At 38.7% G+C, this 12,823-nt stretch carries 11 protein-coding genes and 2 pseudogenes; 12 read left to right on the plus strand and 1 reads right to left on the minus strand.

Annotated features, from left to right (window positions below; genetic code table 11):
* Positions 1–1,058, minus strand: a 1,058-nt coding sequence (locus tag SMIDD28_RS02765; protein ID WP_061424507.1) for an ISL3 family transposase, incomplete at its 3' end; no start/stop codon positions are given.
* A 189-nt stretch (positions 1,059–1,247) separates the two neighbouring features.
* Here SMIDD28_RS02765 and SMIDD28_RS02770 point away from each other — a divergent pair.
* The 12 genes and pseudogenes from SMIDD28_RS02770 (at position 1,248) to catA (ending at position 12,553) form a co-directional block, all read left to right on the plus strand.
* Positions 1,248–1,667 (plus strand): phage holin family protein, encoded by a 420-nt coding sequence (locus tag SMIDD28_RS02770; protein ID WP_061424590.1) that lies wholly within the window; start codon positions 1,248–1,250, stop codon positions 1,665–1,667.
* 1 nt (position 1,668) lies between these two features.
* Positions 1,669–2,613 carry an N-acetylmuramoyl-L-alanine amidase gene (locus SMIDD28_RS12060; protein WP_061424509.1) on the plus strand — a complete coding sequence of 315 codons (945 nt, stop codon included), beginning with the start codon at positions 1,669–1,671 and terminating at the stop codon, positions 2,611–2,613.
* A gap of 130 nt (positions 2,614–2,743) precedes the next feature.
* Positions 2,744–2,959 (plus strand): SHOCT domain-containing protein, encoded by a 216-nt coding sequence (locus SMIDD28_RS02780; protein ID WP_061424511.1) that lies wholly within the window; start codon positions 2,744–2,746, stop codon positions 2,957–2,959.
* Positions 2,960–3,021: 62 nt separating this feature from the next.
* Positions 3,022–4,581, plus strand: a complete 1,560-nt coding sequence (locus SMIDD28_RS02785) for a recombinase family protein (RefSeq protein ID WP_061424514.1) — start codon at positions 3,022–3,024, stop codon at positions 4,579–4,581.
* Positions 4,582–4,994 (plus strand): annotated as a pseudogene (locus tag SMIDD28_RS02790) (recombinase family protein). It abuts the gene before it with no gap.
* Positions 4,995–4,997: 3 nt separating this feature from the next.
* Positions 4,998–6,568 (plus strand): annotated as a pseudogene (locus tag SMIDD28_RS02795) (recombinase family protein).
* 430 nt (positions 6,569–6,998) lie between these two features.
* Positions 6,999–8,216, plus strand: a complete 1,218-nt coding sequence (mef(A), locus tag SMIDD28_RS02800) for a macrolide efflux MFS transporter Mef(A) (RefSeq protein ID WP_000417519.1) — start codon at positions 6,999–7,001, stop codon at positions 8,214–8,216.
* 119 nt (positions 8,217–8,335) lie between these two features.
* Complete coding sequence (gene msr(D) / locus SMIDD28_RS02805) at positions 8,336–9,799, plus strand: ABC-F type ribosomal protection protein Msr(D) (protein WP_061424515.1); 1,464 nt, start codon at positions 8,336–8,338, stop codon at positions 9,797–9,799.
* A gap of 131 nt (positions 9,800–9,930) precedes the next feature.
* Complete coding sequence (locus tag SMIDD28_RS02810) at positions 9,931–10,455, plus strand: DinB family protein (protein ID WP_031577803.1); 525 nt, start codon at positions 9,931–9,933, stop codon at positions 10,453–10,455.
* A gap of 48 nt (positions 10,456–10,503) precedes the next feature.
* Entirely contained in the window at positions 10,504–11,085 is a 582-nt protein-coding gene (locus SMIDD28_RS02815; RefSeq protein ID WP_061424519.1) for a nitroreductase family protein, read from the plus strand.
* 85 nt (positions 11,086–11,170) lie between these two features.
* Positions 11,171–11,572 carry a GrpB family protein gene (locus SMIDD28_RS02820; RefSeq protein WP_231075124.1) on the plus strand — a complete coding sequence of 134 codons (402 nt, stop codon included), beginning with the start codon at positions 11,171–11,173 and terminating at the stop codon, positions 11,570–11,572.
* 321 nt (positions 11,573–11,893) lie between these two features.
* A complete protein-coding gene (gene catA, locus SMIDD28_RS02825) occupies positions 11,894–12,553 on the plus strand; it encodes a type A chloramphenicol O-acetyltransferase (protein ID WP_061424521.1) in 660 nt (219 codons plus the stop codon).
* Positions 12,554–12,823: the final 270 nt, after the last annotated feature.

Genomic DNA, 12,823 nt, shown 5'->3' on the forward strand with positions numbered 1-12,823 from the left:
ACTTCAATCGTTTCCTTGAATTCTATATAATCTCTATCCTGTATACATTCACGAAGTGAATGTACAACCTCATAATCATTTTTAAGAGATGGATTTTTTTCTAAGATATAATCTACGATTCCTTTACTTGTTATGAAGCTTTCAAAAAGCTTATAACGATTATATTTATAGTTCTGAAGTTCATTAGAGTTCTTTAAAATTAACTTCCAATAATGTTTTAACTTTCGATATAATTTAGAGTCTTTATAGCGATGCTTATTCATGACACGTACCCGAGTTCGATTTAATTCTCTATTTAAGGCTTGTACGATATGAAAAGGATCAATGATAATTTTAGCGTTAGGAAACATTTCTTTTATTAATTGAATGTACGGTACGTACATGTCGATAGAGATGGTTTTTACCTTTAATCTAGTCTTAGGCTCAAAACGATAAAAATATTGTTTCAAACTGTAAGATTTTCTATCTCGTACAACATCGACCAGCTTGTGTGTAGTGCTATCACAAATAATGAAGCTCATATTACTATCGGAAGATTTAACGGATTTAAATTCATCAAAACACAAATGCTCAGGTAAATCGTGTAATGGTTTAATGGTCAATAATCGTGCTGTATCATCTATGATACGTCTTACAGTATGAACTGAAACATTTGTTTCTTTTGCGATATATGTTTCAGATACTGTTTCACTAATTTTTGATTTGATTTCATTTTTTAATCTTTTAGAGATATGACAGTGTTTTTCTACGATTCGACTAGTGTCTGCGGTAAATGAAGAGCCGCATTCTCTACAGAGAAATCTCTGCTTGCGTAGATTTAAGTAGGCCGGAAGGCCTGAAACAGAACAGAGAGTGATACGAGATGTTTTCGTGCCGTTTTTAACGATATTATTATTTTGGCTAACACATCCACAAACAGTACAAAATTCTGGTTTATGCGTATATGTAGCTGAATAAAATAAAGATTTTCTCTTTTTAAATACCTTCTCTTGAACTTTATTATCCCAAATCATGTTTTTATCTTTGATTTGTAGTGTAGCTTCTAGTATATTGTTCATATGGTCATCATCCTTTTGTTTTAGGTTTCAGCGCTTTTAATATAATGGATGTTGGCCTTTTTGTATACACAAAATAGGGTTGGTGGAAAAATTCCATCAACCCTAAAAATTATAGAACCTTACGGGGTATCCGCCATGTGGTGGGTGCCCTTTTTGCATACAAAAAATTATGAAAGCGAGGATTTAACTATGAAGGATTTATGGAACACCATTCAAATCATCTTTGCCGCCATCGGTGGTTGGCTCGGCTGGTTTCTCGGTGGGTTTGACGGTCTGCTTTACGGACTGATTGTTTTCGTGGTTGTGGATTATATCACGGGAGTCATGTGTGCTGTGGTGGACAAGAACCTTTCCAGTTCGGTCGGATTTAAGGGCATTTGTCGAAAAGTGTTGATTTTTGCGATGGTCGGCGTGGCACACATCCTGGATGCCAATGTCATCGGTGACGGCAGTGTGCTGAGAACGGCGGTTATTTTCTTCTACATCTCCAATGAAGGTGTCAGCCTTTTGGAAAACGCATCCCATCTTGGTTTGCCGATTCCGGAGAAGATGAAGGAAATCTTGGAGCAGCTCCATGACCGCGACAATAAGGAAAGTGAGGGAAAGTAACATGAATTTACACAAACTTATTTTAACGGAAAACGCCTGTTACAAAGCAGGCAGGAAAATCACGGTTAAGGGTATCATGGTTCATTCCACGGGTGCAAACAACCCGAACCTAAAACGCTATGTAGGTCCTGATGATGGTTTGCTCGGTAAAAACCAGTACGGCAATCATTGGAACACCTACCATCCCGGCGGCAGAGAGGTCTGCGTTCATGCCTTTATCGGCAAGTTGGCTGACGGCACGATTGCCACATACCAAACTCTCCCTTGGAATCATCGTGGTTGGCACGCTGGGGGGAGTGCAAACAATACCCATATCGGTTTTGAAATCTGCGAGGACGGTCTTTCGGATTATGCCTACTTTAAGAAGGTGTACCGTGAGGCCGTTGAACTTTGTGCCTACCTCTGTAAGGAGTACGGTTTGACCGAACAGAACATCATCTGCCACTCCGAAGGTTACAAGCAGGGCGTGGCATCCAACCACGGCGATGTGATGCACTGGTTTCCAAAGCACGGCAAGAGCATGGATACCTTCCGTGCCGAGGTCAAGGCACTCCTGGCGACTACCGATGAGGAGGAAACCGAAACTCCTGCAGAGCCTACGGTGACATATCCCGAAAAGCTGACTACTGGTTATTACCGTGTGCGTAAGACCTGGAAGGACAGCAAATCCCAGGTAGGTGCGTATCGTATTCTTTCCAATGCAAAGGCGGCCGCAGATAAGAACCCTGGTACTTTTGTTTTTGCCAATGACGGCACTGCCATTTATCCTGCCGACAGCACAGCCGAGCCGGATTACCGTGTCCATACGGTTGTGAAGGGCGATACCCTTTGGGATATTGCCGTGAAATATCTCGGCAAAGGCAGCAGATACACCGAAATCAAGAAACTGAATGGACTTTCTTCCAATGTGATTTATAGCGGTTGGAAACTCAAAATTCCGAACTAACACGATGCCCTTTGAGGATTTTTCCTTGAAGGGCATTATTTTTTTGCCTTTAGGGGGTTCGATTCAGCCTGTCTTTTCGCTTATAGGCAGAGGGAACATTTCCACCGTTCCCCGGACTGGAGGAATCACAATGGAAGTAAAACAGATTGAGAATTTTAAGATACCTAACGCCGTGGCACACGAGATTACGCAGGAGGAATTGCAGCGTGAATACGACTTTTACATGGCACAGAAAATGCTCGAAACCATGTTCATGTTCGGCATGATTTCTGTGGATGAATTCCACAAAATATCGGCTGTAAATCGCAAAACTTTCTCCCCGTTTTTGTCAGAGATTATGGGCTAAATAACTTGATATTTCTGCGATAGTACGGGAATATGTCACTACCCAAAAAGCGAGGTGAGTTGATGAAAAAGATAACGAAAATCGGGGTAAACGAAACCCTGATTCAAAAGAAAAAGCTGAAGGTTGCAGCCTACTGCCGTGTATCCACAGCCAGTGATGAGCAGCTTATCAGCCTTGAGGCACAAAAGGCCCATTATGAAAATTACATCCGTTCCAATGACGAATGGGAGTATGTGGGTCTTTACTATGACGAAGGAATCACGGGTACAAAAAAGGATGTCCGTGCCGGACTTCTTTCTATGATTGCTGATTGTGAGGACGGCAAGATAGAGTTCATCATTACCAAGTCTATCAGCCGATTTGCGAGAAATACTACAGACTGCTTGGAGATGGTTCGCAAACTGATCGGCCTTGGGGTTCATATTTATTTTGAGAAAGAAAACATCAATACGGGGACAATGGAAAGCGAGTTGATGCTCTCTATTTTAAGCGGACTTGCAGAAAGCGAATCGATTTCCATTTCAGAAAATACGAAGTGGGCCATTCAAAGACGATTTCAAAACGGAACCTTTAAAATTTCCTATCCACCCTATGGCTATCAAAACATGGATGGTCAAATGATAGTAATTCCTAAGCAGGCTGAAATTGTAAAGTATATTTTTGCAGAAGTGTTATCGGGTAAAGGTACACAGAAAGTTGCAAATGATCTTAATCAAAAGGGTATCCCTTCAAAAAGAGGTGGCCGTTGGACGGCTACTACCATTCGAGGAATTTTGACTAATGAAAAATATACTGGTGATGTACTTTTGCAAAAGACCTATACTGACAGCCATTTTAACAGGCACACCAATTACGGTGAGAAAAATATGTACTTAGTAGAAAACCATCATGAGGCAATTATTAGCCATGAAGATTTTGAAGCTGTAGATGTCGTTCTCAATCAGAGAGCAAAGGAAAAAGGCATCGAAAAGCGCAACAGTAAATATCAAAACCGATATTCCTTTTCTGGCAAAATTATTTGCTCGGAATGTGGCAGTACCTTTAAAAGACGAATTCATTCATCTGGAAGAAAATATGTTGCTTGGTGCTGTAGTAAGCATATAGGCAATATAACGGAATGTTCTATGCAGTTCATTCGAGATGAAGATATAAAGACTGCTTTTGTTACGATGATGAATAAACTCATTTACGGTCAGAAGTTCATATTAAGACCACTTTTGAATAGGTTACGTAACCAGAATAATGTAGCGAGTTTTCGTAGAATTGAAGAGTTGGAAACTAAGATTGAAAACAACATGGAGCAGAGTCAGATGCTGACGGGTTTAATGGCCAAAGGATATCTGGAACCTGCTCTGTTTAATAAAGAAAAGAATTCATTGGAAGCAGAAAGAGAAAGGCTTCTTGTCGAAAAGGATCAACTTACTCGTTCCGTCAATGGGAATTTTACAAAAGTTGAAGAGGTTGACCGTCTGCTTAAGTTTGCAACTAAGTCCCAAATGCTTACAGCCTATGAGGATGAGCTGTTTGAAAATTACGTAGAAAAGATTATGGTATTTTCACGAGAGGAAGTTGGATTTGAATTAAAATGTGGAATCACATTGAAGGAAAGGTTGGTGAATTAGATGGGTCACACACCCTATGGATATAGAATTGAAGATGGAAAGGCTGTTGTAGATGAAATAGCAGCAGAACAAGTAAAAGAATTATTTTCAGGATACTTGCAGGACTTTCTTTGAAGGGTGCTACTAAAAAAGCTGGGATAGACTGCTACCATGCCACAGCAAGTAAGATGTTGCAGAACAAGCATTACTTGGGCGATGAATTCTACCCTCCAATTATTGATGAAGAGACCTTTGAAAAAGCCAGAGTAGAAAAACGAAAACGAGCAGAAAAGCTCGGAAGGATATGGGAGCCTAAAGATGAACCGGTAAGGGATTACCCTGTAAAGTTCAAATCAAAACCTCTGGTGCAAAAATATGAAGATCCATACAAGCAGGCGGAATATGCCTACAGTCTGATAGAAAGTGAGGTATAACAAGTGGCAGTGAGTAGGAATGTAACAGTCATTCCGGCAATTAAACGAGTCGGAAATAATAAAAATAGTGAAAGCAAACCCAAAATACGAGTGGCCGCTTACTGCCGTGTTTCAACGGATAGTGAGGAGCAAGCTTCAAGCTATGACATTCAGATTGAACATTATACAAATTATATTAAGAAGAACAAGGAATGGGAATTGGCGGATATTTTTGCGGATGACGGTATCACAGGTACAAATACCAAAAAGCGTGATGAATTTAACCGCATGATTGAAGAGTGCATGGCTGGAAATATTGACATGATCATCACAAAATCCATCAGCCGATTTGCCAGAAATACGTTAGATTGCCTTAAATACATCCGGCAGTTAAAGGATAAAAACATCGCGGTATTCTTTGAGAAAGAGAATATCAACACCATGGATTCTAAGGGTGAAGTATTGCTGACCATCATGGCATCCCTTGCCCAACAGGAAAGTCAATCCTTAAGTCAGAACGTTAAGCTGGGAATTCAGTATCGATATCAGCAAGGCGAAGTCCAGGTCAACCATAAGCGTTTCCTTGGATACACCAAGGATGAAAACAAGCAACTGGTGATTGACCCAGAGGGTGCTGAGGTTGTTAAACGGATTTACAGAGAGTACCTTGAAGGTGCTAGTCTTTTACAGATAGCAAGAGGACTAGAAGCTGACGGTATCCTTACAGCGGCAGGCAAAGCCAAATGGAGACCGGAAACACTGAAAAAGATATTGCAGAATGAAAAGTACATCGGTGATGCCCTTCTACAAAAAACATATACGGTTGATTTCCTTTCTAAAAAGCGAGTCAAGAATAACGGCATCGTTCCCCAATATTATGTAGAAAATAGCCACGAGCCTATCATTCCACGAGACCTTTTTATGCAGGTTCAAGAAGAGATGGTTCGAAGAGCAAATCTTCGCGGTGGCAAGGGCTGTAAAAAGCGAGTTTACAGCAGTAAGTATGCTTTATCGAGTATTGTTTACTGCGGACATTGCGGTGATATTTATCGACGAGTACATTGGAATAACCGAGGTTACAAATCTATTGTTTGGAGATGCGTCAGCCGATTGGAGGAAAAAGGGTCTGAATGCACTGCCCCTACCATAAATGAGGAAACATTGCAGAAAGCAGTTGTTAAGGCTATTAACGAACTTTTGGCTAACAAAGACCCATTCCTCAAGGTGCTACAGAAAAATATAGCTACTGTATTTAATGGAGAAAATGATAATGCCACTGATGACATTGATAGCAAATTGGAAGAATTACAACAACAGCTTCTTATTCAAGCAAATCCAAGAATGACTATGAAGATGTGGCTGATGAAATTTACCGCCTTCGAGAATTGAAGCAAAATGCACTTGTTGAAAATGCAGAGCGAGAAGGAAAAAGGCAACGAATCGCTGAAATGACTGATTTCTTGAATAAACAATCCGCAGAGTTGGAGGAATATGATGAGCAGTTGGTAAGGCGGCTTATTGAAAAAGTAACGATATATGAAGATAAGCTCACCGTTGAATTCAAGTCTGGGATTGAGATTGACGAAGAGATATAGAATATTAACCGCCAATTAAGGGCTAACACCCTTTGGCGGTTAATATTGGATTTTTTTAATTTTAAAGTTGCTTAAAACGACTTGTTGTGTTAAAATATATGATGATCCAAATAAGAATTTAGGAGGAACCGAAACTATGACAGCCTCAATGCGTTTAAGATAAGCTGGCAATAAAAAAAGCAGAATCTATACCCGATGATAGGCTTTTTTGTTGTGCTTATTTATACGATATTGAGCATTCATTAGTTACGGTGAGGATATTGGTTATTTAACTATACCTTTATTTAACTATGTCTTTAATATGAATGTTTCCAAATTGTATGTATGCAGACCAAAAGCCACATTGTGGGGTTTGGCCTGCATTTTTTATTGCCTAGAATGCTATTCAAAATAGAAATTCAAGCAAAATAATATGCAGGAGATAATATAAATGGAAAAATACAACAATTGGAAACGAAAATTTTATGCAATATGGGCAGGGCAAGCAGTATCATTAATCACTAGTGCCATCCTGCAAATGGCGATTATTTTTTACCTTACAGAAAAAACAGGATCTGCGATGGTCTTGTCTATGGCTTCATTAGTAGGTTTTTTACCCTATGCGATTTTGGGACCTGCCATTGGTGTGCTAGTGGATCGTCATGATAGGAAGAAGATAATGATTGGTGCCGATTTAATTATCGCAGCAGCTGGTGCAGTGCTTGCTATTGTTGCATTCTGTATGGAGCTACCTGTCTGGATGATTATGATAGTATTGTTTATCCGTAGCATTGGAACAGCTTTTCATACCCCAGCACTCAATGCGGTTACACCACTTTTAGTACCAGAAGAACAGCTAACGAAATGCGCAGGCTATAGTCAGTCTTTGCAGTCTATAAGCTATATTGTTAGTCCGGCAGTTGCAGCACTCTTATACTCCGTTTGGGATTTAAATGCTATTATTGCCATCGACGTATTGGGTGCTGTGATTGCATCTATTACGGTAGCAATTGTACGTATACCTAAGCTGGGTAATCAAGTGCAAAGTTTAGAACCAAATTTCATAAGGGAGATGAAAGAAGGAGTTGTGGTTCTGAGACAAAACAAAGGATTGTTTGCCTTATTACTCTTAGGAACACTATATACTTTTGTTTATATGCCAATCAATGCACTATTTCCTTTAATAAGCATGGAACACTTTAATGGAACGCCTGTGCATATTTCTATTACGGAAATTTCCTTTGCATTTGGGATGCTAGCAGGAGGCTTATTATTAGGAAGATTAGGGGGCTTCGAAAAGCATGTATTACTAATAACAAGTTCATTTTTTATAATGGGGACCAGTTTAGCCGTTTCGGGAATACTTCCTCCAAATGGATTTGTAATATTCGTAGTTTGCTGTGCAATAATGGGGCTTTCGGTGCCATTTTATAGCGGTGTGCAAACAGCTCTTTTTCAGGAGAAAATTAAGCCTGAATATTTAGGACGTGTATTTTCTTTGATCGGAAGTATCATGTCACTTGCTATGCCAATTGGGTTAATTCTTTCTGGATTCTTTGCTGATAAAATCGGTGTAAATCATTGGTTTTTACTATCAGGTATTTTAATTATTGGCATTGCTATAGTTTGCCAAATGATAACTGAGGTTAGAAAATTAGATTTAAAATAAACAATATTGGAGGAATATTTATGTATCTTATTTTCATGTAACTCTTCCTGCTAAAATCGCAGGGTTTTCCCTGCATACAAGCAAATGAAAGCATGCGATTATAGACAGGAGGAAATGTTATGGAATTAATATTAAAAGCAAAAGACATTCGTGTGGAATTCAAAGGACGCGATGTTTTAGATATAAATGAATTAGAAGTATATGATTATGACCGTATTGGTTTAGTAGGAGCAAATGGTGCTGGAAAAAGCACTTTACTCAGGGTACTTTTAGGAGAATTAACTCCCCCAGGATGTAAAATGAATCGTCTGGGTGAACTTGCCTATATTCCCCAGTTGGACGAAGTAACTCTGCAGGAGGAAAAAGATTTTGCACTTGTAGGCAAGCTAGGTGTTGAGCAATTAAATATACAGACTATGAGCGGTGGTGAAGAAACAAGGCTTAAAATAGCACAGGCCTTATCGGCACAGGTTCATGGTATTTTAGCCGATGAACCTACCAGTCATTTAGACCATGAAGGAATTGATTTTCTAATTGGACAGCTAAAATATTTTACAGGTGCACTGTTAGTTATTAGCCATGACCGATATTTTCTTGATGAGGTAGTAGATAAAATATGGGAACTGAAAGATGGAAAAATCACTGAGTATTGGGGAAACTATTCTGATTTTCTTCGCCAGAAAGAGGAAGAACGCAAGAGCCAGGCAGCAGAATACGAACTATTTGTTGCGGAACGTGGCCGATTGGAAAGGGCTGCAGAGGAAAAGCGAAAACAGGCTCGAAAAATAGAACAGAAGGCAAAAGGTGCTTCAAAAAAACAAAGCACTGAAGGCGGAGGACGTTTAGCTCATCAAAAATCAATAGGAAGTAAGGAAAAAAAGTTGCATAATGCCGCTAAATCCCTAGACCATAGGATTGGGGCCTTAGGAAATGTAGAAGCTCCAGAAGACATTCGCAGGATTCGTTTCAGGCAAAGTGATGCATTGGCACTCTACAATCCATATCCTATTGTCGGTACGGAAATTACTAAAATATTTGGGGATAAGATACTGTTTGAAAAAGCATCTTTTCAAATTCCCCTAGGAGCAAAAGTGGCGCTAACTGGTGGCAATGGAACAGGAAAAACAACTTTAATCCAAATGATCATAAACCATGAAGATGGAATTTCTATTTCACCTAAGGCAAAAATAGGTTACTTTGCACAAAATAGTTACAAGTACAACGGTAATCAGAAAGTCATGGAGTTTATGCAGGAGGATTGTGAATACAATGTTTCAGAAATTCGTTCGGTTCTAGCATCAATAGGGCTTAAACAAAACGATATTGGAAAAAGCTTATCTGCTTTAAGCGGCGGAGAAATTATTAAATTGTTGCTGGCTAAAATGCTTATGGGTAGATATAACATCCTGCTAATGGATGAACCGAGTAACTTCCTTGACATACCAAGCTTAGAGGCTTTGGAAATATTAATGAAGGAGTATACTGGAACTATAGTGTTTATCACCCATGACAAACGGCTACTCGACAATGTGGCTGATGTGGTTTATGAAATTAGTGATAAGAAAATAAATCTGAAACATTAAATTTAAGGTAGTCGCCGGTCAATGTAGTCTGTACTGGCTGGCGGCTCCATTGTTAAAAAGTATAAAGACTTTTTTTCTTTGGCAAAAATTAATGTATACTAAAATAATTTTAATAAGGAGTATTAAAATCAATGAGAGATATCGAAATAAAAGAGAATATACTATTTCAGATAGACATGTGCTGGCAACTTTATCTTTATCACACAGAGAATCTAAAGGAGACAGAGGCACTTTGGACATTCAGTCCCATGGGTCTGCAGATAAGAAGGCAAGACGATGGATGGAGTATAGATTGGCCTGAAATCGAAAGTTACGAGATTGGACCGTCCAGTATTGCATGGATTATGTGGCATATTATATATTGGTGGCGCACTACGTTAGATTACAATTTTGGAGATGGTACCTTGAAAAAGGAAGACATTACTTGGCCTGGAAGTGTTGAAAAAGCAAAAGAAGAAATAAAAACTCTTCATGATAAATGGGTTGAAAAATTAATCAATATGTCGGATGCAGAATATCAATCACAGCAGTATGCAAAATGGCCACTTGAGGGTAGAAGCTTTGCTGATACTGCATTATGGTTAAATGGAGAATTGATGAAAAATGTAGCCGAAATAGGTTATGGACGATTTCTATATGCAGCTTGTAAAAAATAGAGATAGCGATAAATACGAGAATAATTTTTTTAAAGAAGGAGACTACCAATGAATAGTATAATAGAAAACATATTAACAAGAAGAAGCATACGAACTTTTAGAGGGACTCAGATATCAGAGGAGGATTTAAATACCATTCTAACAGCGGGAAGCTATGCGCCTAACGGGATGGGAACACAGAGCTGGAAGTTTACAGTCATTCAAAAAACCAGTGTACTTGCAAAAGTGAATGAGGCTATTCGCCTAACCCTTATATCTATACCTGTTGTAGCAGAAACGCATCCTTATGTTGTGAGCCTTGTTGAAAAAGCGAAAGACGAGAGTTCAAATTTCCTGTATCATGCCCCTACCTTTATTATTGTTTCTAACTTAAAGGACAACGGAAACTCTATGCCGGATTCAGCATTAGCCATCGGGAATATGATGCTGGCAGCACACTCACTCGGTATTGGTTCCTGCTGGCTAAATCAGCTGCCAGGACTCACAAACATGCCCTTAATCCGTGAGCTTTTATCAGATCTTGATGTTCCCGTAAATCATATTGTTTACGGGTCTGTCGTTATGGGTTATGCTGCAGAGGAGCCGAAACAGGCTGCCCTTCGTAAAAATGTCGTAAATATTATTCGTTGAGAACGAGATTGGAGGTTTAATATTGTTTATACGAGTAGTTCCGTATGACCCCTTTTGGGAAGTAGAGTATGAAAATGAATCACAGATGATAAGGAACATATTGAAGGATATATTGGTGGAGATTTACCATATTGGTAGTACAGCAGTTAAAGGGTTATCCGCTAAGCCAATCATTGATATAATGCCTGTAGTGACAAATATTAGTTTGGTTGATAAGCATAACGAAGAATTTGTAGCCATTGGATATGAGTGTATGGGTGAATTTGGTGTTGAAAGACGGAGATATTTCCGCAAGGGTGGCGATAATAGAACACACCAGATTCATATTTTTGAGCAAAGCAATCACAAAGATATTAATAGGCATATAGCGGTAAGGGACTTTCTGCGTACACATCCTGACATCGCTTTAGAGTATGGTGAATTAAAGATGAAACTGGCTTTTCGATTTCCAGATGATATTGAAGGCTACGTAAGAATGCTTTTATAAAGCAGCTAGAGAAAGATGCTTTGCAATGGTGGCAAATTCTCAAAGGATTGCAAGAAGCAGCTGAGGATAATCCGTATAACTAACAATTACATATCATGCTGATTCGTATTGGTGGAATAACACGAATTAATAAAGGATATATTTGTAGTAGCAAGTGTATTTGTTTTATATTCTATGACCCTATTTGATTTACATGATTCTATATGGTATAATGGACTTGCTTATAAATATAGATGCTTGGATAGCAGGAGGTTGCAAGATGATGATGGCAGTTAAATTAGCCTTCTAAAATTAAATAATAAAATTTTAGGAGGCTAATTTATGAAATTTAATTTGATAGATATAGAGGATTGGAATAGAAAGCCATACTTTGAGCATTATTTAAATGCGGTAAGGTGCACTTACAGTATGACTGCAAATTTAGAGATAACTAGTTTACTGCGTGAAATTAAACTTAAGGGCCTGAAACTGTACCCTACGCTTATTTATATCATCACAACTGTAGTTAATCGTCACAAGGAGTTCCGCACCAGTTTTGATCAAAACGGTAAGTTAGGATACTGGGATAGTATGAACCCAAGTTATACTATCTTTCATAAGGATAACGAAACTTTTTCAAGTATTTGGACAGAGTATGACGAGAACTTCCCACGTTTCTACTATAATTACCTTGAGGATATCAGAAACTATAGCGACGTTATGAATTTCATGCCTAAGGCAGGTCAACCTGCTAACACAATTAATGTGTCCAGCATTCCTTGGGTGAATTTTACCGGATTCAACTTGAATATATATAATGATGCAACATATCTAATCCCTATTTTTACTATGGGTAAGTATTTTCAGCAGGATAATAAAATTTTATTACCTATGTCTGTACAGGTGCATCATGCGGTTTGCGACGGTTACCATACCAGCAGATTTTTTAATGAGGTACAGGAATTAGTCTCAAATTTTGAGACATGGTTAGGAGAAAAATAATATTAAAATGCTTGTGCTCGGGAGTTATAAACAAAGATCGAAAATATTGTTAAGATCGTGAGGAAGCAAAGCGACCGAAGAAGTATATGTTCCATCTATGCAAGGACTTCCCGAGAAGGCGAGTGACAGCGAAGACCGATTGGAAGGAGTCTGAGCTAAGTGGAGTAATATATTCATTCATTATAGAACCATCATTTCAAAGGATTAGAGAAATCTAATCCTTTTTCTAGGTATTTTTAGGCTCTTTGTCAAATAGTGTTGATGAAGAAT

This window comes from Streptococcus mitis (assembly GCF_001579045.1).
Taxonomy (GTDB): domain Bacteria; phylum Bacillota; class Bacilli; order Lactobacillales; family Streptococcaceae; genus Streptococcus; species Streptococcus mitis_D.

Bases quoted from the DNA above. Each gene is read 5' to 3' on its own strand.
- SMIDD28_RS02770 (WP_061424590.1), top strand. From the start codon at position 1,248: ATGAAGGATTTATGGAACACCATTCAAATCATCTTTGCCGCCATCGGT.
- SMIDD28_RS12060 (WP_061424509.1), top strand. From the start codon at position 1,669: ATGAATTTACACAAACTTATTTTAACGGAAAACGCCTGTTACAAAGCA.
- SMIDD28_RS02780 (WP_061424511.1), top strand. From the start codon at position 2,744: ATGGAAGTAAAACAGATTGAGAATTTTAAGATACCTAACGCCGTGGCA.
- SMIDD28_RS02785 (WP_061424514.1), top strand. From the start codon at position 3,022: ATGAAAAAGATAACGAAAATCGGGGTAAACGAAACCCTGATTCAAAAG.
- SMIDD28_RS02810 (WP_031577803.1), top strand. From the start codon at position 9,931: ATGAGAGATATCGAAATAAAAGAGAATATACTATTTCAGATAGACATG.
- SMIDD28_RS02815 (WP_061424519.1), top strand. From the start codon at position 10,504: ATGAATAGTATAATAGAAAACATATTAACAAGAAGAAGCATACGAACT.
- SMIDD28_RS02820 (WP_231075124.1), top strand. From the start codon at position 11,171: ATGATAAGGAACATATTGAAGGATATATTGGTGGAGATTTACCATATT.
- catA (WP_061424521.1), top strand. From the start codon at position 11,894: ATGAAATTTAATTTGATAGATATAGAGGATTGGAATAGAAAGCCATAC.